20 protein-coding genes are annotated in these 22675 nt (G+C 56.1%); 9 read left to right on the forward strand and 11 right to left on the reverse strand.

Annotated elements, in window-relative coordinates:
• Positions 1-19: 19 nt before the first annotated feature.
• Entirely contained in the window at positions 20-2410 is a 2391-nt protein-coding gene (locus AC2CGP_RS18880; RefSeq protein ID WP_015704425.1) for a glucose/quinate/shikimate family membrane-bound PQQ-dependent dehydrogenase, read from the reverse strand.
• Positions 2411-2488: 78 nt separating this feature from the next.
• Between AC2CGP_RS18880 and AC2CGP_RS18885 the strand changes: the two genes are divergently transcribed.
• Together AC2CGP_RS18885 and hpt are read left to right on the forward strand one after the other, a co-directional pair.
• Positions 2489-2593, forward strand: coding sequence for a hypothetical protein (locus AC2CGP_RS18885; RefSeq protein WP_370429761.1), 105 nt, complete (start codon positions 2489-2491; stop codon positions 2591-2593).
• Positions 2594-2612: 19 nt separating this feature from the next.
• On the forward strand, positions 2613-3149 hold the full coding sequence (gene hpt, locus AC2CGP_RS18890; protein ID WP_015368206.1) for a hypoxanthine phosphoribosyltransferase: 537 nt from the start codon (positions 2613-2615) through the stop codon (positions 3147-3149).
• 57 nt (positions 3150-3206) lie between these two features.
• On the opposite strand, the gene can is transcribed toward hpt, so the two are convergent.
• A complete protein-coding gene (can, locus tag AC2CGP_RS18895) occupies positions 3207-3869 on the reverse strand; it encodes a carbonate dehydratase (protein ID WP_015368205.1) in 663 nt (220 codons plus the stop codon).
• A gap of 230 nt (positions 3870-4099) precedes the next feature.
• Here can and AC2CGP_RS18900 point away from each other — a divergent pair, with 230 nt between their 5' ends.
• From AC2CGP_RS18900 to AC2CGP_RS18915, 4 genes are all read left to right on the forward strand, one after another.
• Positions 4100-5026 carry an ABC transporter ATP-binding protein gene (locus AC2CGP_RS18900; protein WP_015368204.1) on the forward strand — a complete coding sequence of 309 codons (927 nt, stop codon included), beginning with the start codon at positions 4100-4102 and terminating at the stop codon, positions 5024-5026.
• The gene (locus tag AC2CGP_RS18905; protein ID WP_015368203.1) at positions 5023-5793 is read left to right on the forward strand and encodes an ABC transporter permease; all 771 of its coding nucleotides are present in this window, start codon (positions 5023-5025) and stop codon (positions 5791-5793) included. The genes AC2CGP_RS18900 and AC2CGP_RS18905 overlap by 4 nt, the downstream gene beginning before the upstream one ends.
• Positions 5794-5916: 123 nt before the next feature.
• Positions 5917-6357 carry a PTS sugar transporter subunit IIA gene (locus AC2CGP_RS18910; RefSeq protein ID WP_015368202.1) on the forward strand — a complete coding sequence of 147 codons (441 nt, stop codon included), beginning with the start codon at positions 5917-5919 and terminating at the stop codon, positions 6355-6357.
• 56 nt (positions 6358-6413) lie between these two features.
• The gene (locus AC2CGP_RS18915) at positions 6414-7667 is read left to right on the forward strand and encodes a polysaccharide deacetylase family protein (protein WP_015368201.1); all 1254 of its coding nucleotides are present in this window, start codon (positions 6414-6416) and stop codon (positions 7665-7667) included.
• Between the two features lie 34 nt (positions 7668-7701).
• On the opposite strand, the gene panD is transcribed toward AC2CGP_RS18915, so the two are convergent.
• The 9 genes from panD to thpR form a co-directional block, all read right to left on the reverse strand.
• Entirely contained in the window at positions 7702-8082 is a 381-nt protein-coding gene (gene panD, locus AC2CGP_RS18920; protein WP_015368200.1) for an aspartate 1-decarboxylase, read from the reverse strand.
• Between the two features lie 80 nt (positions 8083-8162).
• Positions 8163-9017: a pantoate--beta-alanine ligase gene (panC, locus tag AC2CGP_RS18925; protein ID WP_015368199.1), complete on the reverse strand. Its 855-nt coding sequence runs from the start codon at positions 9015-9017 to the stop codon at positions 8163-8165.
• A gap of 11 nt (positions 9018-9028) precedes the next feature.
• Positions 9029-9820 (reverse strand): 3-methyl-2-oxobutanoate hydroxymethyltransferase, encoded by a 792-nt coding sequence (panB, locus tag AC2CGP_RS18930; RefSeq protein WP_484502438.1) that lies wholly within the window; start codon positions 9818-9820, stop codon positions 9029-9031.
• Between the two features lie 120 nt (positions 9821-9940).
• Positions 9941-10420 carry a 2-amino-4-hydroxy-6-hydroxymethyldihydropteridine diphosphokinase gene (gene folK, locus AC2CGP_RS18935; protein ID WP_015704426.1) on the reverse strand — a complete coding sequence of 160 codons (480 nt, stop codon included), beginning with the start codon at positions 10418-10420 and terminating at the stop codon, positions 9941-9943.
• Complete coding sequence (gene pcnB / locus AC2CGP_RS18940) at positions 10417-11814, reverse strand: polynucleotide adenylyltransferase PcnB (RefSeq protein ID WP_026612395.1); 1398 nt, start codon at positions 11812-11814, stop codon at positions 10417-10419. The genes folK and pcnB overlap by 4 nt, the downstream gene beginning before the upstream one ends.
• A 119-nt stretch (positions 11815-11933) precedes the next feature.
• Positions 11934-12815, reverse strand: coding sequence for a tRNA glutamyl-Q(34) synthetase GluQRS (gene gluQRS, locus AC2CGP_RS18945; RefSeq protein ID WP_015368195.1), 882 nt, complete (start codon positions 12813-12815; stop codon positions 11934-11936).
• Between the two features lie 60 nt (positions 12816-12875).
• A complete protein-coding gene (gene dksA, locus AC2CGP_RS18950) occupies positions 12876-13331 on the reverse strand; it encodes an RNA polymerase-binding protein DksA (protein WP_007373199.1) in 456 nt (151 codons plus the stop codon).
• A 163-nt stretch (positions 13332-13494) separates the two neighbouring features.
• Positions 13495-14211: a DNA/RNA nuclease SfsA gene (gene sfsA / locus AC2CGP_RS18955; RefSeq protein ID WP_484502439.1), complete on the reverse strand. Its 717-nt coding sequence runs from the start codon at positions 14209-14211 to the stop codon at positions 13495-13497.
• Entirely contained in the window at positions 14211-14747 is a 537-nt protein-coding gene (thpR, locus tag AC2CGP_RS18960; RefSeq protein ID WP_015368193.1) for an RNA 2',3'-cyclic phosphodiesterase, read from the reverse strand. Before thpR ends, sfsA begins: the two co-directional genes overlap by 1 nt.
• A gap of 72 nt (positions 14748-14819) precedes the next feature.
• Between thpR and hrpB the strand changes: the two genes are divergently transcribed.
• The 3 genes from hrpB to fhuA all read left to right on the forward strand — a co-directional run bounded on the left by hrpB (position 14820) and on the right by fhuA (position 22640).
• Positions 14820-17249: an ATP-dependent helicase HrpB gene (hrpB, locus tag AC2CGP_RS18965; protein ID WP_484502440.1), complete on the forward strand. Its 2430-nt coding sequence runs from the start codon at positions 14820-14822 to the stop codon at positions 17247-17249.
• A gap of 370 nt (positions 17250-17619) precedes the next feature.
• Positions 17620-20172 carry a bifunctional glycosyl transferase/transpeptidase gene (mrcB, locus tag AC2CGP_RS18970; protein ID WP_015368189.1) on the forward strand — a complete coding sequence of 851 codons (2553 nt, stop codon included), beginning with the start codon at positions 17620-17622 and terminating at the stop codon, positions 20170-20172.
• 242 nt (positions 20173-20414) lie between these two features.
• The gene (gene fhuA / locus AC2CGP_RS18975) at positions 20415-22640 is read left to right on the forward strand and encodes a ferrichrome porin FhuA (RefSeq protein WP_015368188.1); all 2226 of its coding nucleotides are present in this window, start codon (positions 20415-20417) and stop codon (positions 22638-22640) included.
• The last annotated feature ends 35 nt before the right edge of the window (positions 22641-22675 follow it).

Below are 22675 nucleotides of genomic sequence, written 5' to 3' on the forward strand. Positions count from 1 at the left end.
TTCGTTGCCGTTTTGCGTTTTATTTCGCGTCATCCGGTAACGCATAGGCAACGATGTAGTCGCCCATTTTAGTACCGAACGAGCCATGACCGCCGGCAGAGATGACAACGTACTGCTTGCCATTCACTTCATAGGTCATCGGCGTCGCCTGGCCACCTGCAGGCAGACGCGCCTGCCACAGTTTTTCACCATTACTCATGTTGTAAGCGCGCAGGTAGTTATCGGCGGTGGCGGCGATAAACAGCACGTTACCGGCGGTTGAGATCGGTCCGCCCAGCATCGGCATACCCATATTGAATGGCAGCGGGACAGGCAGCGGGAACGGCAGACTATCCTGCGGCGTACCGATGCGTTTTTTCCACACTACTTCGTTGGTCTTCAGATCCAGCGCCGAGATATAACCCCATGCCGGTTGTTTACACGGCAGGCCAAACGGCGACAGGAACGGGTTCAGCGTGACGCCGAACGGTACGCCATACTGCGGCTGAACGCCGGACTCGGTACCAGAGCCTTTCGCGTCTTTTGGCGGTTCCATCGGGTTGCCCGGGCCGCGTGGGATCAGTTTAGAGACGAACGGCAGCGCCATCGGGTTGGCGATAGCCACCTGACGGTTTGGATCGACGGAGATACCGCCCCATTCAAACATCCCCAGGTTCCCCGGGAAGACCAGCGTGCCCTGTTCAGACGGCGGAGTGAAGATACCTTCATAGCGCATCTGATGGAAGATAACGCGGCACACCAGTTGGTCAAACATGGTGGCGCCCCACATATCTGCGCCGGTCAGGTCTTTCTTCGGACGGAAGCTCAGCTCGGAGAACGGCTGGGTTTTAGCAACATAATCGCCTTTCGCCGCACCTTGCGGAACCGGTTTTTCCGGCGCCGGGACCACCAGCTCGCCATTACGGCGATCCAGCACGAAGATGTTGCCGGTTTTGGCCGGAGCGTAAATCACCGGTACGGTTTTACCGTTCACATCAATGTCGGCCAGCGTCGGCTGCGACGGCATATCCATATCCCACAGATCGTGGTGTACGGTTTGGTAGCTCCATGCCAGTTTCCCGGTGGTTGCGTTCAGCGCTACGATAGAGCTGGCGTAACGTTCCTGTTCCGGCGTGCGATTGCCGCCCCAGATATCCGGCGTGGTAACGCCCATCGGCAGATAGACTAAATCCAGCTTCGCGTCATAGGCGGCAGGCGCCCAGGAGTTAGGTGAATTGAGTGTGAAGTGATGCTCATCGCTCGGGATCGCATTAGGGTCTTTCGCACCCGGGTCGAAGGCCCACAGCAGTTTACCGGTATTCACATCAAAGCCGCGGATTACGCCTGATGGCTCGCGGGTTGAGAAGTTATCGGTTACCGCGCCGGCAATGACGATAGTCTTATCGGTGATAATCGGCGGCGACGTCGGTTCATACATACCCGGCGTGGTTACCGGCATATTGGTTTGCAGGTTGAGAATGCCTTTGTTGGCAAAGGTTTCGCACAGCTTACCGTTGTCGGCGTTCACCGCGAACAGACGGCCATCGTTGACCGGCAGAATAATACGGCGCGGGCAGTCGGCGACGACGTCGGCAGGCGCGTTATCTGCTTTGGCTTCATGATAGGAAACGCCACGGCAGGTCACGTGCTGGAACGACGGATCGGCGTTCAGCTGCGGGTCAAAATGCCACTTCTCTTTACCGGTGGCCGCGTCAAGCGCGAACAGACGCTGGTGCGCGGTACACAGATACAGCATGTCGCCAACTTTAATCGGCGTCACTTCGTTAGTGATTTCACCCGGATCGTTCGGCTGCTTCAGGTCGCCGGTGCGGAATACCCAGGCTTCCTTCAGGTTCTTCACGTTATCGGTATTAATTTGCTTCAGCGGTGAATAACGCTGGCCTTCCTGGTTGCGGCCATAAGCCGGCCAGTCGCTATCGGCGACGGTAGAAATCGGCGCGGCCGGCGTCGCGTCAGCACTCAGCGTACCGTTCACTTCCTGCGGATCGTTGAAACCGGCCCAGGTCAGGATCCCGCCGCTAATCAGCAGGGCGATAACCAGACCGCCAACGGCGCCGGCGGAAGGGACCGGCAGACGACGCCAGACAAATGGCAGAATCAGCCAGATGCCGAAGAAGACCAGGATGTCGCTACGCGGCGTCAGCGCCCAGAAGTCGAAACCGACTTCCCATACCCCCCAAATCATGGTTGCCAGCAGCAGGGCGGCGTACAGCCACAGCGCAGCGCGCTTGCCGCGGAACAGCATAACGGTGACGGCCAGCATCACCAGGCCTGCGATAGGGTAGTACCAGGAACCGCCGATAGCGGCCAGCCATACCCCACCGATTAACAGATACAGGCCACAGAAGGCGGCAAACAGCGCCGTCAGCGTGACAAGTAACCGTGATTGTTGAGATTTTGTTTCTGCCATAGAAAGACACTCTTCAGTTGTTAATTTTTTAACTGCAATTAATTATAGGATTTAACAACTGTGATCGGAATCACAAATATGGCTTTATTATTCACTGCACCGAAGATTTCGTTTTGCTGGTATACTGTATCGCTTGCCGGTCAACGTCGATGTGAAAGCAACGGCTTTGAAGATTTATCCTAAGAATCAAATGGTTAGTTTAATGAAACATACTGTAGAAGTGATGATCCCGGAAGCCGAGATCAAAGCGCGTATCGCCGAACTGGGTCGTCAAATTAATGAACGCTACAAAGACAGCGGCAGTGAAATGGTGCTGGTGGGTCTGCTGCGCGGTTCATTTATGTTTATGGCTGACCTGTGCCGTGAGGTTCAGGTGCCGCATGAAGTCGACTTTATGACCGCCTCCAGCTATGGCAGCGGCATGTCCACCACCCGCGATGTCAAAATCCTTAAAGACCTGGATGAAGATATTCGCGGTAAAGACGTATTGATCGTCGAAGACATCATCGATTCCGGCAACACCCTGTCTAAAGTGCGCGAAATCCTCAGCCTGCGCGAGCCGAAATCACTGGCTATCTGTACGCTGCTGGATAAACCAAGCCGTCGTGAAGTGAACGTCCCGGTTGAGTTTGTCGGTTTTGCGATTCCGGATGAGTTCGTGGTGGGCTACGGTATCGACTACGCTCAGCGCTATCGTCATCTGCCGTATGTCGGCAAAGTGATCCTGCTGGACGAGTAATTATTGTTGCGGTCCCGGATAGGGCGAGCGCCTTATCCGGGGCGGTGAGGGCGGCGGCTATTTATGGTTGGCGTGCTTGCTCTTGAGATTGGAAATCCCGTGGCGATAGCGCTGCTCGAGGGTTTCCCGGCTGACGGCGGTGACATCAAGATCGCGCAGTAGTCCGTCGTGAATACCATAAGCCCAACCGTGGATCGTCACTTTTTGTCCACGTTTCCACGCCGACTGCATGATCGTCGAGTGTCCCAGGTTGTATACCTGCTCCATCACGTTCAGTTCGCAAAGTGTATCCAGACGCCGCTCTTCCGGCATTTCACCGAGCAGCGAACTGTGTTTAAACCAGATATCGCGAATGTGTAGCAGCCAGTTATCAATAAGCCCCAATTCCGGGTTTTCGACCGCCGCCTGTACACCGCCGCAGCCGTAGTGGCCGCAGATAATAATGTGTTCGACTTCCAGCACGTCAACGGCGTATTGCACCACCGACAGACAGTTCAGGTCGGTGTGGATCACCAGATTGGCGACGTTACGGTGCACGAACAACTCACCGGGTTCCAGGCCGGTTAAGCGCTCTGCGGGGACGCGGCTATCGGAACAGCCAATCCACAGAAAACGCGGTTTCTGCGCCTGCGACAATTTCGCAAAGAAGCCGGGGTCCTCTTCCACCAGCATTTTTGACCATAGTGCATTATTGCTGATGAGTGTATCTATATCATTCATGGACGTTTACGGCCTGTAACCAAGTAAGTGCGTTGCGCTAATATAGGGTAAGCTCACCTTTTTGAAAACAATCTTTACCCGTCATACTTCATGCTGCAGGTGCGTTGGCTGCACTCGTTCACCCCAGTCACTTACTTATGTAAGCTCCTGGGGATTCGCTCATTTGCCGCCTTCCTGCAACATGAATTATTTGGGTAAATTAGATGTGAAGACACGAGAAGAGATATTTAATGACCATTGCTCTGGAATTAAAACAGCTCAAGAAAACCTATCCCGGCGGGGTTCAGGCGCTGAAAGGCATTGACCTGCAGGTTGAAGCCGGCGACTTTTATGCGCTGCTGGGCCCGAACGGCGCGGGGAAATCCACGACTATCGGCATCATTAGTTCGCTGGTTAATAAAACCTCCGGTCAGGTTAACGTATTTGGTTACGACCTGGAAAAAGATGTGGTGAACGCCAAACGCCAGCTCGGGCTGGTGCCGCAGGAGTTCAACTTCAACCCGTTCGAAACCGTACAGCAGATCGTGGTTAACCAGGCGGGTTACTATGGCGTTGAGCGTAAAGAAGCTATCTTGCGTAGCGAAAAGTATCTGAAACAGCTCGATCTGTGGGAAAAGCGCAATGAACGCGCGCGTATGCTCTCCGGCGGGATGAAGCGCCGCCTGATGATTGCCCGCGCGCTGATGCATGAGCCGAAGCTGCTCATTCTTGATGAACCCACCGCTGGCGTTGATATCGAACTACGTCGCTCGATGTGGGGGTTCCTCAAAGATCTCAACGATAAAGGCACCACCATTATCCTCACGACCCACTATCTGGAAGAAGCGGAAATGTTGTGCCGCAATATCGGCATTATCCAGAGCGGCGAGCTGGTGGAAAACACCTCAATGAAGGCGCTGCTGGCAAAGCTGAAATCGGAAACCTTTATCCTCGATCTGGCGCCGAAAAGCCCGCTGCCGACCCTCGATGGATATCAATACCGGCTGGTTGATACCTCGACGCTGGAAGTTGAAGTCCTGCGCGAGCAGGGGATTAACAGCGTTTTCGCCCAGCTAAGCGCCCAGGGCGTGCAGGTATTAAGTATGCGTAACAAGGCCAACCGTCTGGAAGAGCTGTTTGTCACGCTGGTGCACGACAAAAAAGGAGAATCAGCATGATGCAGCTTTACTGGGTCGCGCTGAAAAGCATCTGGACCAAAGAGATCCACCGGTTTATGCGTATCTGGGTTCAGACGCTGGTGCCGCCGGTGATCACCATGACCCTCTATTTCGTCATCTTTGGCAATTTGATCGGCTCACGGATCGGCGAGATGCACGGTTTTACCTACATGCAGTTTATCGTGCCGGGGCTGATTATGATGGCGGTGATCACCAACGCCTACGCCAACGTCGCCTCGTCGTTCTTCAGCGCCAAGTTTCAGCGCAACATTGAGGAACTGCTGGTGGCGCCGGTGCCAACCCACGTGGTGATCGCCGGTTACGTCGGCGGCGGGGTGGCGCGCGGGCTGTGCGTCGGGATTCTGGTTACGGCTATCTCGCTGTTCTTCGTCCCGTTCCAGGTTCATTCCTGGCTGTTCGTCGCCCTGACGCTGATTTTGACGGCAATCCTGTTCTCGCTGGCGGGCCTGCTCAATGCGGTATTTGCGAAAACCTTCGACGACATCAGCCTGATCCCGACTTTCGTGCTGACGCCGCTGACCTATCTTGGCGGGGTGTTCTATTCGCTGACGCTGTTGCCGCCGTTCTGGCAGGCGCTGTCGCATTTGAACCCGATCGTCTACATGATTAGCGGCTTCCGTTTTGGCTTCCTCGGCATTCATGACGTCCCGCTGGCGACCACCTTTGGCGTGCTGGTGGTGTTTATCGTGGCCTTCTATATTCTGTGCTGGTATCTGATCCAGCGCGGGCGCGGCCTGCGTAGCTAATCCTCTCTGTTAGCGCCCCCGCTAATTTCACTGTGGCGGGGCGCTAAGCGGTAATTTTTGATACCCATCACCCCATCTCAACGCTTGCCCTGCTAAATTGTTTGCCTGCTAAGGAGGTAGGCGATGTTAGGTTGGGTAATTACCTGCCATGATGAACTGGCGCAGGAGATGCTGGATCGTCTGGAGAAAAAGTTTGGCCCGCTGGCGCAATGCCGGGCGGTGAATTACTGGCGTAATCTGAGCGTCAATATGCTGAGCCGCATGATGTGCGACGCGCTGCATGCCACCGACTGCGGCGATGGGGTGATTTTTCTCACCGATAAAACCGGTGCCGCGCCGTATCGCGCCGCCGCGCTGATGAGTCACAAACACACCCACTGTGAAGTGATTTCCGGCATTCGCTATCCATTGCTGGAAGAAATGTATTTACAGCGCTATACCCTCAGCAGTGATGCCTTCCGTAATGCTATCGTTAGCGCCGGAGGCCCCACGGTGAGCAGCCTGTGGCATCAGCAGCAAAAAAATCCGCCTTTTCGTCTCCTGCATGATACGTTCGGAAATTAGGCATTAGCATTGATGCCGCTTTTGTTACAATGGCGGCATTCAGGTTTACCGGTTCGATGCGCATGTTTGCCCGAGTCATTACATTGTTCCTTTTTCTGGCATCAGCCAGCGTTTCCGCCAGCCTGCTCAGCCAGCAGGGCGTTCCCGCACGCTATATGCAAGTCACGGAAGATGCCGATATCTGGGCGCAGGTCGGCAACCATGTGGTGAGCGTCGGCAACGTTCGCGCCGGGCAGATCCTTGCCGTGGTGCCGACCACGGCAGACTATTATGAATTCAATTTCGGCTTCGGTACCGGCTTTATTGATAAAGGACATCTGGGGGCGGTGCAAGGCGCAAAACGGGTTGAGGATAGCCTGGGCGATTTACGCCAGCCATTGAGCAACCAGAACCTGCTGACCTGGAAAGATACGCCGGTATACGATGCGCCATCAGTGGGCAGTCCGCCGTTTGGTACATTAGCGAATAACCTGCGCTATCCCATTATCAGCAAGCTGAAAGATCGCCTTAATCAGACCTGGTATCAGATTCGAATCGGCAACCGGCTGGCGTGGGTGAGTAGTCTGGATGCGCAGGAGGATAACGGCATTCCGCTACTGACTTATCACCATATTCTGCGTGATGAAGAAAATAGCCGTTTTCGCCATACCTCCACCACCACTTCGGTGCGCGCTTTCAGTAACCAGATGACCTGGTTGCGTGACCAGGGTTATACCACCCTGACGATGTATCAACTGGAAGGGTATCTGCGTAACAAGGTGAATCTGCCTGCGCGCTCGGTGGTGATTACCTTTGATGACGGCCTCAAGTCGGTGAATCGCTACGCTTATCCGATCCTCAAGCAGTACGGCTTCCACGCTACGGCGTTTATTATCTCATCGCGGATCAAACGTCATCCGCAAAAGTGGGATCCGAAATCGCTGCAGTTTATGAGTATCTCTGAGCTCAGGCAGATTCAGGACGTGTTTGATGTGCAGTCGCATACCCATTTTCTGCACCGGGTCGATGCCGCCCGTCACCCGATATTGCTCAGCCGGAATTATCACAACATTCTCTTTGATTTCGAGCGTTCCCGGCGGGCGCTGAGTCAGTTTAATCCGCACGTGCTGTATCTTTCGTATCCGTTTGGCGGCTATAACGCCACGGCGGTCAAGGCGGCGAACGATGCCGGTTTTCATCTGGCGGTAACGACGGTGAGAGGGAAGGTGAAACCGGGGGATAATCCGTTCCTGCTGAAGCGGTTGTATATCTTACGTACCGATTCGCTGGAGACGATGTCGCGGCTTATCAGCAATCAGCCGCAAGGGTAAACCGGCGCTGCGGCTGAGCGCAGCGCCGTAAGAATCAGGCGACCTGCACCGGAATAGCTTTCGCCTGGCGCTTCATTTCGTTATCGCCTTCGAAATAGGCGACTTTCGGCTGCCAGGTGCGGGCTTCTTCGTCAGACATGGTCACGAAGCTGGCGATAATGAGGATATCGCCGACGCTTGCGCAGTGCGCCGCAGCGCCGTTGACGGAGATAATCTTCGAACCACGCTCGGCGGCGATCGCATAAGTCGAGAAACGGTTACCGTTGGTCACGTTCCACAGATGAATGGCTTCATTTTCCAGAATACCGGCCGCTTCGAGGAAATCCTGGTCAATGGCGCAGGAACCTTCGTAATGCAGGTCAGCCTGCGTGACTTTAACGCGATGGAGCTTGCCCTGCAGCATATTACGCATCATAACTTCTACCTTCCAACCTTTATGTAGCAAAGCGGACACGGCATCCGCTTTGAGAAAATAACCCGATTTTTCGTTCCAGGCTACTGGCCCAGCTCGACGATTTTGTTATCAATCAGGCGCGCCTGGCCCAGCCATGCCGCCATCAGGATCACCGCGCGTTTGCTGGCTTCCGTTAGCTCCAGCAGAGTGTCGGCATCGCGGATCTGGATATCGTCGGCACGAAAACCTGATTCATTGAGCTCCTGCTCGGCGATGGCAATGATTTCCTCAAGGTTACGCTCGCCTGCGGCAAGTTTGCCCGCTACCGTACTCAGCACTTTGTACAGACCGGGGGCGATTTTACGCTGCTCGGCGGTCAGATAACCGTTACGTGAGCTCAGCGCCAGGCCGTCTTTAGCGCGGATGATCGGCACGCCGACGATCTCAATGTCGTAGCCCATATCGGCGACCATTTTGCGGATCAGCGCCAGCTGCTGGAAATCTTTCTCGCCGAAGCAGGCGACATCCGGCTGCACCAGGTTGAATAGTTTGCTGACAATGGTCGAGACGCCGCGGAAGTGGCCAGGGCGGCTGGCGCCTTCCAGCATGGTAGACAGGCCAGGAACGTCAACGAAAGTCTGTCCTTCAGTACCCTGCGGATAAATTTCCGCCGGCGCCGGAGCAAAGACAAAGTCGACCTTGCGCTTGTTCAGCTTTTCGCAATCCTCCTGCAGGGTGCGCGGATAGCGCGCCAGATCGTCCGGGCGGTCAAATTGCATCGGATTCACGAAGATACTGACCACCACGACATCCGCGCAGGCTTTGGCTTCATCGACCAGCTTCATATGGCCATCGTGCAGGTTGCCCATGGTGGGAACCAGCGCAATGCGCTTGCCTTCCTGGCGTAAACGACGGATATGCTGGCGCAGCAGCGGCAGGGTTTCAATTATCAGCACAACAAGACTCCTTAATGGAAACTATGTTCTTCGCCCGGATAGGCCTCGGATTCAACTTCGGCAATATACTGCCGTACCGCGGCGCGGATGTCGCCCGCTTCTGCGAGGAAATTCTTGGCGAATTTAGGAATATGGCCGCCGGTGATCCCGAAAGCGTCATGCATCACCAGAATTTGCCCGTCGGTCACGTTGCCTGCGCCGATGCCGATAACCGGGATCGTCAGCGCTTCGGTGATGCGTTTTGCCAGCTCTACCGGCACGCACTCCAGCACCAGCAGCTGCGCGCCGGCCGCTTCCAGGGCTAATGCGTCATCAAACAGCGCCTGCGCCGCATCGCCGCGGCCCTGAACTTTATAGCCGCCGAACACGTTGACCGACTGCGGCGTCAGGCCGAGGTGGCCGCAAACCGGTACCGCGCGCTCCGCCAGCATCCTGACGGTATCAGCCAGCCAGGCGCCGCCTTCAAGTTTGACCATATTGGCGCCGGCACGCATCACGACGGCGGCATTTTCGAAGGTTTGCTCCGGCGTGGCGTAGGCCATGAACGGCAGGTCGGCGAGCAGCAGGCTGTTCGGCGCGCCGCGGCGCACAGCACGGGTATGGTAAGCGATATCGTCAACGGTCACCGGCAGCGTGGAATCGTGTCCCTGTACCGTCATCCCCAGCGAATCGCCCACCAGCAGGACGTTAATGCCTTCGTCGGCAAAAAGCTTAGCGAAACTGTAGTCGTAGGCGGTGATAGTGGCGAAGCGCTTTTTCTCCTGTTTGCATTTCTGCAGCAGGGCAATGGTGGTCGGTTTCATAACGTTTCCTGATGATGAAAGTCATATTAACCGGCATTCTAACAGCAGCATTCAGGGGGGCAATGATTTTGGGCAACCGATTACCACTATCGCCGTAAATGCTAAAAAAGGGAGTAGGGGTTACCAGATGGCAGGCTTTTCGGCGCCCAGATTTTCCAGCGCGGTGCGAAGGGCGAGGCCATCGGGGAAGTGGAGCAGCGGGGCGATTTCAAACAGTGGCCAGAGCATAAAACCGCGATTTTTCATATCGTAGTGCGGCACCGTCAGGCGCTCGCTGTTAATGATTGCGTCGCCAAACAACATGATGTCGAGGTCCAGCGTACGCGGCCCCCAGCGTTCGGCTTTGCGCACCCGCCCCTGCTGCAGTTCGATGCGCTGAGTGTGATCGAGCAGCGCTTCTGGCGCGAGCGAGGTTTCAAGCGCGACGGCGGCATTGAGATAGTCAGGCTGATCCTGCGGCCCCAGCGGTGGCGTACGGTACAGTGAAGATACGCTCACCACGCGGCTGTCCGGAATGTCGGCCAGCGCGCGGATAGCCGCATTCACTTGTTCGAGCGGCGAGGCGAGATTACTGCCAATGGCGATATAGACCAGGGTCATGCGTTACCCTGGCGCGGCGCGCGTTTACGCGGGCGGCGATGGCGGCGGCGCGGAGCCGGATCGTCGCCGAGGTCGTTGAGCATATCTTTCTGTTCCGGCGGCGCGGCCACCTGGAACTCGCCCCACCATTTGGCCAGACGCTGCAGTTCGTGGTTGTTCTCGGCGCCTGCGCGCAGTTCAAGCAGGTCATAGGCGGCGCGGAACTTCGGATGCTCCATGAGTTTCCACGCGCGTTTGCCCTGACGGCGGGACATACGAAGCTGCAACTGCCAGATGTCGCGCACCAGGGTGGTGATGCGTTTAGGGATCGCCAGCGTCCGGCAGGCTTCATCCAGCACGTCATTCATTGCCAGCGCGAAGGCGTCGTAATAGGCCAGCCCGCTCTCCTGTGCGATTTTCTGCGCCATTTCCAGCAGCGGATACCAGAACATGACCGCGAACAGGAATGCCGGGTTAACGCGCATATCGTTATGCAGGCGGTTATCGGTGTTCTTCAGCACCTGAATGATGATGCGTTCCATCGGGCTATCGCCGCGCTCGGTGAAGTAGCGGGTGATCGTCGGGAACAGCGGCTGGAACAGGCTGTATTCGCGCAGCAGCTGGTAGGTTTCATAACCATAACCCGCCTGCAGCAGTTTCAGCACTTCTTCAAACAGACGCGCCGGCGGTACGTCGTGCAGCAGGGTAGCCAGACGTGGGATTGGCTCGGCGCTTTCGGCGCTGATGCGCATATGCAGTTTGGCGGCGAAACGAACCGCGCGCAGCATGCGCACCGGATCCTCACGGTAACGGGTTTCCGGGTCGCCAATCAGGCGTATCACCCCTTCCTGCAGATCGCGCATTCCACCAACGTAGTCGCGTACGGTGAAATCCGCCACGCTGTAATAAAGGCTATTGATGGTGAAGTCGCGGCGCTGGGCATCCTCTTCGATAGAGCCGAAGATGTTATCGCGCAGCAGCATGCCGTTCTGGCCGCGCTGGGAGGTGACGCGGTCGTTGGTGTGGCCTTCGTGATGGCCGCGGAAGGTGGCGACCTCAATGATTTCCGGCCCGAACATCACGTGCGCCAGGCGGAAGCGACGGCCAACCAGGCGGCAGTTGCGGAACAGTTTACGTACCTGGTCCGGGGTCGCGCTGGTGGTGACGTCAAAATCTTTTGGTTTCTTGCCCAGCAGCAGGTCGCGAACGCCGCCGCCGACCAGGTAAGCTTCGTAGCCCGCCTTGTTCAGTCGATAGAGCACCTTGAGCGCGTTTTCACTGATATCTTTGCGGGAAATTGCATGCTGTTCACGCGGGATCACCGTCATATGCGTTTGTTCGACGGCGGCAGCCTCTGCCTCGCGCTCTTCACGGCTTAGCACCTTGCGGCAAAAATTAGCGACTCGGGTAAAAATGGTGCACCTCGTAGTGTCAGACGAACTTCGGATAAAACATTACTCTATGGGCTTCAGGTTGCATTTAAACGGCAAATTCAGGGGCAACCTGAAGGGCGACGAGCAAAAATAGCGGCTAATCATAGCTCAGCGGGAGCCATTTGAGAATGCTGGATTTTTGCTGGCTGCCAGTTGGCTATCGCTTGTTTGAGTAAATCGTCAATACTCAGGGCTTGCCAATCCTCAACGACATCCTGATTCAAAAATGTTAATGCCCGCACAATTTCCGGGCGCGGATCGCCCTCCGGCAGGGCCGGGGCGTGGTTCTGTTTTGAGAGCTTATTACCTTCGGCATTCAGCGCCAGCGGCAGGTGTACGTAATCTGGTACAGGCCAGCCAAAGTGTTGATACAGCGAAATTTGTCGTACCGTTGGCTCGATGAGATCGGCGCCGCGGACGATTTCGCTGACCCCCTGAAAATGGTCGTCAACCACTACCGCCAGGTTATAGGCGAACAACCCATCGCGACGATGGATGATGAAATCTTCCCGCGCCAGCGGTTCGTCGGCGACGAGGGTCCCGCGCAACTGGTCATAAAATTCCAGTACCGGACGGGTCTGGCGCAGGCGCAACGCGGCGTTTTCGGCGCCAAGGCGCAAATCGCGACAGTGACCGTCGTAGATCCCGCCGACGCTGTGAATGCGCGCGCGGGTGCAGGTGCAGTAGTAGCAGAGATCCCGATCGCGCAGCCAGGCGAGGCGCTCGCGATAGGCATCGTGCCGCTGGGACTGCCACAGTACCTCGCCGTCCCAGTGTAGACCGTAGCGATCGAGCTGGCGCAAAATGGTGTCGGCGGCGCCGGGAACTTCCCGCGGCGGGTCGATATCTTCAATGCGTACGCGCCAGATACCGCCTTTCGCCCGCGCCTGTAGATAGCTGCCAAGGGCGGCGATTAATGAGCCGAAGTGGAGTTCGCCGGAAGGTGAGGGAGCAAAGCGCCCTATATAGTCTGAATCGGTCATGTTAAACACAAGGGGAATCAGGCGGGAGAAACTCCCGCCAGAGAGTGAGGTAGCTGGGAATTAACCCGCCATCTGTTTTTCGCGAATTTCCGCCAGCGTCTTGCAATCGATGCACAGGTCAGCTGTTGGACGCGCTTCCAGACGGCGAATGCCAATCTCCACGCCACAGGATTCGCAGAAGCCGAAGTCTTCGTCTTCGACTTTTTTCAGTGTTTTCTCAATCTTCTTGATGAGTTTACGTTCGCGGTCGCGGTTACGCAGCTCCAGGCTGAACTCTTCTTCCTGCGCGGCACGGTCGACCGGGTCCGGGAAGTTAGCAGCTTCATCCTGCATATGCGTTACGGTGCGATCCACTTCATCCCTGAGTTGATTACGCCATGCTTCAAGAATGCGCTTGAAGTGCGCCAGCTGGGCTTCGTTCATATACTCTTCGCCCGGCTTCTCTTGGTACGGCTCCACCCCAGCGATGGCGAGAATACTCAGGGACGATGTTTTACGGTTTTGCCCTTCTTGCATGTTGCTTCTCCTTAACACGCACTATCGATCCCCATGTGGGGGAAAAATCAGGCCGCTATAAATAGCAGATGCTTTTCCGGATAGCAATTATCTAAACGTTACACTTGACAACGCTGTGAAGAAAAGCGTATTTGCGCTCGCGAACCGGACACAATTTAGCCTTTTAATTACCGGGGGTTAACGCCACGGCGATCGGCTTATTCAGAGTCATCATTTTGGTAGAAAGTTCCGCTTTCCAGGCGAGAATTTCTACCCCCTTTTCCTGCGCCTCTATCAACAGCTGTGCGTATTTGGCATCAATATGATGCGCGGGTGAGAAACGGTCTATCGCCGAATGCAGCACGGCGAATAAAATCACGGCCCGATGGCCCGCGGCAGCGACGCTCATGAGTTCCCGCAGGTGCTTCTGACCGCGTGCGGTAACGGCATCGGGAAAATAACCGTACTCTTTTTCCGCCAACGTAACCGATTTCACTTCAATATAGCAGTTACGGCGGTCTTCTGCCTGTAACATAAGGTCGATTCGGCTATTTTCTTCACCATATTTTACTTCGCTTTTCATAATGTTATACCCGGCAAGCTCAGGGATATTTCCGGCGAGTACCGCTTCCTTCGCCAGGGTATTTGCCCGCAAGGTGTTAACGCATATGACGGCCCCCTGCCGGGTTTCAGTTAATTCCCAGGTATGCGCATATTTACGTTTAGGATTATCGGAAGTGGAATACCAGACGGTATCTCCCGGCGCGGCGCAACCGGTCATGGCGCCGGTATTCGGGCAGTGCAGCGTCAGCGCCTGGCCCTCCGGCGTGATGACATCGGCCAGAAACCGTTTGTAACGTTTAATTAAAGTGGCGGACTGCAAAGGCGGAGTGAACAGCATCAGAGTTCCCTGGTAAATGGATAACGTTCCAGCGCGTTGTAGCGGGTGCGCCCGCGGATAAAGCTGGACTCATAAAGCACGAATTCGTTGACCGGCACCTGCCAGCAAAAACCCGGCGGCGGGATCGGCACCGCGTGGCGGGCGTCGCGCAGGAGGGTGATATGCGGATGAAACGGCTGCGGGCTTTGATAGCAGCCGCTCCGCGCCGCCTGGGCGCGCAACATATTTGCCAGTTGCAGCATGCCGCGCGGCGGCTGGCGGGTACCGAGCCAGACTACGCGCGAACGCAGCCACTGGCCGGCGTCGTCGAGCGTCAGGGTAAAGGGCGGTTGCTGAATGCGTCCGGCCATCGCCGACAGCGCGCGCTGTTTTTCAGCGCTGACGTCGCCGAGAAACGCCAGCGTCAGATGCAGGTTATCGGCGGCGACCGGCCTTCCGGCATCGTCGGCAAAATGGGCGGCGCGCCAATGAATAATCTGTTTCTGTATCGCTTTCGGCAGTTCAAGAGCGAAAAACAGCCGTTTCGGCTCGGACATGATAGAGACTCGGTAATGAACTACGGGGATGCTACAATGCTTGCCCTCGAATGTTAACCTCCGGAGCCCTTCGTGTCCTCATTGCCGGTTGCCGCAATTCTTCCCGAACTTCTTTCCGCCCTGCAGCAGGCGCCGCAGGTGTTGCTTAATGCGCCTACCGGCGCGGGTAAATCAACCTGGCTGCCGTTACAGATCCTCGCCGACGGCAACATTGATGGCCGGATTATACTGCTGGAGCCGCGGCGGCTGGCGGCACGTAACGTCGCTCAGCGTCTGGCGGAGCTACTGGGAGAAAAACCGGGAGAAACGATAGGCTACCGGATGCGCGCTGAAAGCTGCGTAGGGCCAAATACCCGCCTGGAAGTGGTCACCGAAGGGATCTTAACCCGCACTTTGCAGCACGATCCGGAACTTTCCGGCGTGGGGCTAGTGATCCTCGATGAATTTCATGAACGTAGCCTGCAGGCTGATTTGGCGCTGGCGTTGTTGCTGGACGTCCAGCAGGGGCTGCGTGACGATCTCAAGTTGCTGATCATGTCGGCGACGTTGGATAACGATTGTCTGCAGCGTCTGTTGCCGGAGGCGCCGGTGGTGGTTTCCGAAGGGCGCGCGTTCCCGGTTGAACGTCGCTTTGCGCCGCTGGCGAGCCATCAGCGTTTTGCCGAAGCGGTAGCGATCGCCGCCGCGGATCTGCTGCGTGAGGAGCAGGGCTCGATGCTGTTATTCCTGCCCGGCGTTGGCGAAATTCAGCGCGTACAGGAACAATTGAGCGAGCGTGTAGCCAGCGATGTGCTGTTATGTCCGTTATACGGTGCGCTGCCGCTGAGCGAACAGCGCAAAGCGATTCTCCCGGCGCCTGCCGGGATGCGCAAAGTGGTGCTGGCGACTAATATCGCTGAAACCAGTTTGACGATCGAAGGCATTCGCCTGGTGGTCGACAGCGCTCAGGAACGGGTCGCGCGCTTCGATCCGCGCACCGGCCTGACCCGGCTAATCACCCAGCGGATAAGCCAGGCGTCAATGACCCAGCGCGCCGGTCGAGCCGGGCGTCTGGAGCCGGGGATCTGCCTGCATCTGCTGGCGAAAGAGCAGGCGGAGCGCGCGGCGGCGCAGAGCGAGCCGGAAATTCTGCAAAGCGATCTGTCGGGGCTGCTGCTGGAGTTGCTGCAGTGGGGCTGCCGCGATCCGGCCGAGCTTCGCTGGCTGGATCTACCGCCGGCGATCAATCTGGCGGCGGCGCGGCGTCTGTTGACGGCGTTATCGGCGTTGGAGGGCGAACGCCTTTCGGCTCACGGGCGCAAAATGGCGACGCTGGGTAACGACCCTCGTCTGGCGGCCATGCTGACAGCGGCCGATTCCGCGGATGACGCGGCGACGGCGGCGAAACTCGCCGCTATTCTTGAGGAGCCGCCGCGCGGCGGCAGCAGCGATTTAGGCGCCGCGTTTGCGCGCCAGCAGGGCAACTGGCAGCAGCGGACGCAGCAGTTATTGAAGCGACTGGCCAGCCGCGGCGGTCAGCCTGATGCTGAGCGGATGGCGGCGTTGCTGGCCCCAGCGTTTGCCGACCGGATTGCCCGTCGACGCGGCCAGGAAGGGCGCTATCAGTTGGCTAACGGCATGGGGGCGATGCTGGATGCCGATGACGCGCTCGGGCGTCACGAATGGCTAATTGCGCCGCTGCTACTACAGGGCAGTTCGGCACCCGATGCGCGAATTTTGCTGGCGCTGCCGCTGGATATTGATCAACTGGTGGCGCAGCGTCCTGAGCTGATACAACGCTCCGATACCGTGGAGTGGGATGAAGCGCAGGGGACGCTAAAAGCCTGGCGGCGTAGCTGCATTGGCCAGCTGGTGATAAAAACTCAGCCGTTGGCGAAACCGTCGGAAGCGGAGCTGCATCAGGCAATGCTCAACGGTATTCGCGATAAGGGGCTCGGGGTATTGAACTGGACGCCGGAGGCTGAACAACTGCGCCTGCGGCTGCACTGCGCCGCGCAGTGGCTGCCGGAAGCGGACTGGCCCGCCGTTGATGACGCATCGCTGTTAGCTTCGCTGGAGGCGTGGCTGTTGCCGCAGATGACCGGGGTGCATTCGCTTCGGTCGCTCAAGGCGGTAGACCTGCGGCAGGCGCTGCAAAACTGGCTGCCGTGGACGTTACGCCAGAAGCTGGATAGCGAGCTGCCGACCCATTACACGGTGCCGACCGGCAGCCGTATCGCTATTCGCTATCATGAAGATAACCCGCCGGCGCTGGCGGTACGGATGCAGGAGATGTTTGGCGAGGCGACGACGCCGCGCATTGCCGAAGGGCGGGTTCCTCTGGTGCTGGAGTTACTCTCGCCGGCGCAGCGACCATTACAAATTACCCGGGATTTAAGCGCCTTCTGGCAGGGGGCATACCGCGAGGTGCAAAAAGAGATGAAAGGGCGCTATCCGAAACATGTCTGGCCGGATGACCCGGCGAACACCGCCCCCACCCGGCGGACGAAAAAATACTCCTGAGGCACCGCGCCCTTGCTGTGGGCGTGGTTCCGAAAATCGCTGGCCGCAGTCACGCGACGCAACATTTATGTTATTAAAAAACATCATATTTTACCGTTTATCGCGTTTTACGGTTGTAAAATGCTGGTTAAGAATGGCGCGGATTAGTGCTATTCTCTGTGGCCTGGACAATTCGTGCTATGTCCGGAGATATTCTTCAGCTTAAACAGATAATTATATGATTTGTTTAATGAATTATTCTTCGAAGATGATATGAAAGACGTCGGCCGCGGCAGCGCGGCGGGTGTGAAATTGAGAGATATCTTCTTCCTCCTGCAGGGGGAAGTATTGAGAATCAGGCCTTTACGCCTGAAAGTTGCGGAGAAAAAGCATGGCGGGAGATGACCGCGAGCCTATCGGACGTAAAGGGAGACCTTCACGCCCGGCAAAACAAAAAGTCACCCGTCGCCGGGTCCGGGAAGAGGACTACGACGATGATTACGATGACGATTATGAGGATGAACGACCAATGCCGAAGAAAGGAAAGGGCAAAGGCAACAAGCCTCGTCGTAAGCGCAGCTGGCTGTGGCTGCTGGTTAAGCTGGGGATTGTCTTTGCGGTAATTATTGCCGCCTATGGCGTCTACCTCGACCAGAAAATTCGCAGCCGTATTGACGGTAAAGTCTGGGAACTGCCGGCGGCAGTGTATGGCCGGATGGTCAACCTTGAGCCGGATATGCAGATCAGCAAAAACGAGATGGTGCGCCTGCTTAATGCGACCCAGTACCGTCAGGTCAGCGCAATGACGCGTCCTGGCGAATACACCGTACAGGCTAACAGCATCGAAATGATCCGCCGTCCGTTCGATTTCCCGGATAGCAAAGAGGGGCAGGTGCGCGCGCGTCTGACCTTCGATGGCGATCATCTGGATACCATCGAGAATATGGATAACAACCGTCAGTTCGGTTTCTTCCGTCTCGACCCGCGCCTGATCACCATGCTGCAGTCGGCGAACGGCGAGCAGCGCCTGTTCGTGAAGCGCAGCGGTTTCCCGGATCTGCTGGTGGATACGCTGCTGGCGACCGAAGACCGCCACTTCTATGAGCATGACGGCATCAGCCTGTACTCAATGGGCCGCGCGGTGCTGGCGAACCTGACGGCGGGGCGTACGGTGCAGGGGGCGAGTACCCTGACCCAGCAGCTGGTGAAGAACCTGTTCCTGTCCAGCGAGCGCTCCTACTGGCGTAAGGCCAACGAAGCCTATATGGCGCTCATTGTTGACGCCCGTTACAGCAAGGATCGTATCCTTGAGCTGTATATGAACGAGGTGTACCTCGGTCAGAGCGGCGATAATGAAATCCGCGGCTTCCCGCTGGCGAGCCTGTACTACTTTGGCCGTCCGGTAGAAGAGCTGAGCCTCGATCAGCAGGCGCTGCTGGTCGGGATGGTCAAAGGGGCGTCAATCTATAACCCGTGGCGTAACCCGAAACTGGCGCTGGAGCGGCGTAACCTGGTGCTGCGTCTGCTGCAGCAGCAGAATATTATCGACCAGGAGCTGTACGATATGCTGAGCGCGCGTCCGCTGGGCGTGCAGCCGCGCGGCGGAGTGATTTCACCGCAGCCGGCGTTCATGCAGATGGTGCGCCAGGAGCTGCAGGCGAAACTGGGCGATAAAGTGAAAGATCTCTCCGGCGTGAAGATCTTTACCACCTTTGACCCGGTGGCTCAGGATGCGGCGGAAAAAGCGGCCATTGAAGGGATCCCGGTGCTGAAGAAACAGCGTAAGCTGCCGGATCTGGAAACCGCCATGGTGGTGGTCGATCGCTTTACCGGTGAAGTCCGGGCGATGGTCGGCGGCGCGGAGCCGCAATTTGCCGGCTACAACCGCGCGATGCAGGCGCGTCGTTCGATTGGTTCGTTGGCAAAACCGGCCACTTATCTGACCGCGCTGAGCCAGCCGAACCAGTATCGCCTGAATACGTGGATTGCCGATGCGCCGGTGACGATTCGCTTGTCGAACGGCCAGACCTGGTCGCCGCAGAACGACGATCGCCGCTTTAGCGGTCAGGTGATGCTGGTGGATGCCCTGACCCGTTCGATGAACGTGCCGACGGTTAACCTCGGGATGTCGCTGGGGCTGCCGGCGATCACCGATACCTGGCAGAAGCTGGGCGTGCCGAAAGACCAGTTGAATGCGGTACCGGCGATGATCCTCGGCGCCCTTAACCTGACGCCAATCGAAGTGGCGCAGGCATTCCAGACCATCGCCAGCGGCGGTAACCGCGCGACGCTGTCGGCGCTGCGTTCCGTGATTGCTGAAGATGGTACGGTGCTGTACCAGAGCTACCCGCAGGCGGAACGCGCCGTTCCGGCGCAGGCGGCCTATATGACCCTGTGGACCATGCAGCAGGTGGTGCAGCGCGGTACCGGCCGTCAGCTTGGTGCCAAATATCCTGGCCTGCATCTGGCGGGTAAAACCGGGACCACCAACAACAACGTGGATACCTGGTTTGCCGGTATCGATGGCAGCCAGGTGACGATTACCTGGGTTGGCCGCGATAACAACCAGCCGACCAAGCTGTACGGGGCCAGCGGCGCGATGTCGATTTATCAGCGCTACCTGGCTAACCAGACCCCGACGCCGCTGGCGCTGACGCCGCCGGAAGACGTGGTGGATATGGGCGTGGACAGCAATGGTTACTTCCAGTGCAGCGGCGGTATGCGTACGCTGCCGGTGTGGACCACCTCGCCGGATGCGCTGTGCCGTCAGGGCGAAGCCCTGCAGCAACAGCAGCAGCAACAACAGGAAGCCAATAACCCGTTCAACCAGTCCGGGCAGCAGCAGCCTGCTAACCAACCGCAGCAGCAACAGCAGCAACCTGCGAAGCAGGAGAAGAGCGATGGCGTTGCCGGTTGGATTAAAGATATGTTTGGCGGCAACTAAAACCGTTTAAGCCGAACGTCTGAACAGCCCCTTAATACGAAGGTATTAGGGGGCTTTTTTATTGCAGGCATCTGCGTAACACCGTGATAACTCCTTAATAACCGTCTGGTTATTTATTAATCCCTTGGCGCTTCCTGCCCGGCATAGCGCTTGCCTTAGATTCCGCGTTTCGCCTATTATGTCACCCGTCATAATAATAATTCTCGTTTACGTTATCATTCACTTTCATCAGAGATATACCAATGGCGCGTCTTAAAACTGCTCAGCCAAATCACTCGCTGCGTAAAATCGCAGTCGTAGTAGCCACGGCGGTTAGCGGCATGTCTGTTTATGCACAGGCTGCGGAACAACCGAAAGAAGAAACCCTCGTCGTTACCGCGGCGCCCGCCAGCCAGGAAAGCGCCTGGGGGCCGGCCCCGACTATCGCGGCGAAGCGTTCCGCCACGGCGACCAAAACCGATACTCCCATTGAAAAAACGCCGCAATCTATCTCCGTGGTGACAAATGAAGAGATGCAAATGCATCAATTCCAATCCGTTAAGGAAGCACTTGGATATACGCCTGGGGTGACGGTTAGCAGCCGGGGTGCATCGAACACTTATGATTTTGTTATCATCCGGGGGTTCTCGTCAGTAGGCTTGAACCAGAATAACTATCTAGACGGGTTGAAGTTACAAGGCGATTTTTACAACGATGCTGTCGTTGATCCGTACATGCTGGAGCGCGTTGAGGTAATGCGCGGGCCAACATCGGTACTTTATGGGAAAAGTAATCCCGGTGGCATTGTCAGTATGGTTAGTAAACGGCCTACGACTGAGCCACTAAAAGAAGTTCAGTTTAAGATGGGAACAGATAACCTGTTCCAGACAGGTTTTGATTTTAGTGACGCACTGGATGAGGATGGTGTGTTTTCGTACCGTTTGACGGGGGTTGCTCGCTCTAATAATGAACAGCAACAGAATGCGGAGCAGCAGCGCTATGCGATAGCGCCTTCTTTTTCATGGCGTCCTGACGATAAGACGAACTTTACTTTCTTATCCTATTTCCAAAATGAGCCGGAAACGGGTTATTACGGTTGGTTGCCGAAAGAAGGTACTGTTCAGCCACTCCCTAATGGCGGCCATCTACCAACCAGCTTTAACGAAGGCGCGACTAATAATACCTATTCACGTAATCAAAAGATGGTGGGTTATAGTTTCGAGCATGGTTTTAACGATACCTTCACAGTACGCCAGAATTTACGTTTCTCTGAAATGAAGGTTGCGCAGAAAAGCGCCTATGGTACCGGGCTGTGCAACAACAGTATGAATGCCTTCAACTCCTATTGCCAATCACTGACTCCAGAGCAGCAGGCTCATTATTTAGGACGAGGTACAGTCGTTGATAACGAGCGTTTACAGAATTTTAGTGTTGATACCCAGCTGCAAAGCAATTTTTCAACAGGGAACGTCGATCATATTTTGCTGACTGGTGTCGACTATATGCGTATGCGTAACGATATTAGTGCCCTGTTTGGTAATGCACCGTCACTTGATCTTAATAATTTACCGTCTATGAGCAGCGTTGATTTTGGTGATGCTGTTCCTTATCAAATGAATGAAAGTAAGCAGACAGGGATTTATCTTCAGGACCAAGCCGAGTGGAATAAATGGGTTTTGACGTTGGGCGGGCGCTACGATTGGTCTAAACAAGCGACCACCGTACGTAGTGACAATGGTTATATTGAGCGTAATGACCACCAATTTACCTGGCGTGGGGGAATCAACTATCTGTTTGATAACGGAATATCGCCGTACGTTAGTTACAGCCAGTCCTTCGAACCGAATGCTTTTAGCTTGTATAGTACTCCACGTGTTGCCTATGAGCCTTCTAAAGGTGAGCAGTACGAAGCGGGGGTGAAATATGTGCCGAAAGATATGCCCGTTGTTGTTACTGGTGCCGTTTACCAGCTAACTAAGTCAGATACATTGATGGCGGATCCTAACAATGCACTTAATCAGGTTCCGGCAGGTGAAATTCGTTCTCGGGGTGTTGAGCTAGAGGCGAAAGCGGCTTTGAATGCCAATATCAATATGACCGCTTCATATACCTACACGGATGCTATCTATACCAAAGATACTAATCTGAAAGGAAATACGGTTGTTCAAGTACCTAAACACATGGCTTCGTTGTGGGGGGATTACACCTTCTACGATGGGCCCTTGTCTGGCTTAACCCTTGGTACTGGTGGTCGTTTTATCGGCTCCAGTTATGGAGATCCAGCAAATACCTTTAAGGTAGGAAGTGCTGCGGTGATGGATGCTGTTGTCAAATATGATCTGGCGCGCTTTGGTATGGCTGGTTCAAATATCGCGGTGAACGTTAATAATTTGCTCGATCGTGAATATGTTGCCAGCTGCTTTGAAACATATGGTTGTTTCTGGGGCGCAGAACGTCAGGTTGTTGCTACCGCAACCTTCCGCTTCTAACTACTTACGGGCGCGGTTCGCCGCGCCCAATATCA

The sequence above is a fragment of the Klebsiella sp. SYXHC3 genome (genome assembly GCF_057196925.1).

What these genes read in the sequence shown, in the direction of transcription:
- folK (WP_015704426.1), bottom strand. Translation starts at nt 10,420, where the DNA reads ATGACCCTGGTCTATATCGCCATTGGCAGTAATCTCGCCTCGCCGCTC.
- thpR (WP_015368193.1), bottom strand. Translation starts at nt 14,747, where the DNA reads ATGTCCGAGCCGAAACGGCTGTTTTTCGCTCTTGAACTGCCGAAAGCG.
- AC2CGP_RS18915 (WP_015368201.1), top strand. Translation starts at nt 6,414, where the DNA reads ATGCGCATGTTTGCCCGAGTCATTACATTGTTCCTTTTTCTGGCATCA.
- AC2CGP_RS18905 (WP_015368203.1), top strand. Translation starts at nt 5,023, where the DNA reads ATGATGCAGCTTTACTGGGTCGCGCTGAAAAGCATCTGGACCAAAGAG.
- AC2CGP_RS18880 (WP_015704425.1), bottom strand. Translation starts at nt 2,410, where the DNA reads ATGGCAGAAACAAAATCTCAACAATCACGGTTACTTGTCACGCTGACG.
- hpt (WP_015368206.1), top strand. Translation starts at nt 2,613, where the DNA reads ATGAAACATACTGTAGAAGTGATGATCCCGGAAGCCGAGATCAAAGCG.
- AC2CGP_RS18910 (WP_015368202.1), top strand. Translation starts at nt 5,917, where the DNA reads ATGTTAGGTTGGGTAATTACCTGCCATGATGAACTGGCGCAGGAGATG.
- sfsA (WP_484502439.1), bottom strand. Translation starts at nt 14,211, where the DNA reads ATGCTGTTCACTCCGCCTTTGCAGTCCGCCACTTTAATTAAACGTTAC.
- panB (WP_484502438.1), bottom strand. Translation starts at nt 9,820, where the DNA reads ATGAAACCGACCACCATTGCCCTGCTGCAGAAATGCAAACAGGAGAAA.
- AC2CGP_RS18900 (WP_015368204.1), top strand. Translation starts at nt 4,100, where the DNA reads ATGACCATTGCTCTGGAATTAAAACAGCTCAAGAAAACCTATCCCGGC.
- AC2CGP_RS18885 (WP_370429761.1), top strand. Translation starts at nt 2,489, where the DNA reads ATGGCTTTATTATTCACTGCACCGAAGATTTCGTTTTGCTGGTATACT.
- fhuA (WP_015368188.1), top strand. Translation starts at nt 20,415, where the DNA reads ATGGCGCGTCTTAAAACTGCTCAGCCAAATCACTCGCTGCGTAAAATC.
- can (WP_015368205.1), bottom strand. Translation starts at nt 3,869, where the DNA reads ATGAATGATATAGATACACTCATCAGCAATAATGCACTATGGTCAAAA.
- gluQRS (WP_015368195.1), bottom strand. Translation starts at nt 12,815, where the DNA reads ATGACCGATTCAGACTATATAGGGCGCTTTGCTCCCTCACCTTCCGGC.
- panD (WP_015368200.1), bottom strand. Translation starts at nt 8,082, where the DNA reads ATGATGCGTAATATGCTGCAGGGCAAGCTCCATCGCGTTAAAGTCACG.
- dksA (WP_007373199.1), bottom strand. Translation starts at nt 13,331, where the DNA reads ATGCAAGAAGGGCAAAACCGTAAAACATCGTCCCTGAGTATTCTCGCC.
- mrcB (WP_015368189.1), top strand. Translation starts at nt 17,620, where the DNA reads ATGGCGGGAGATGACCGCGAGCCTATCGGACGTAAAGGGAGACCTTCA.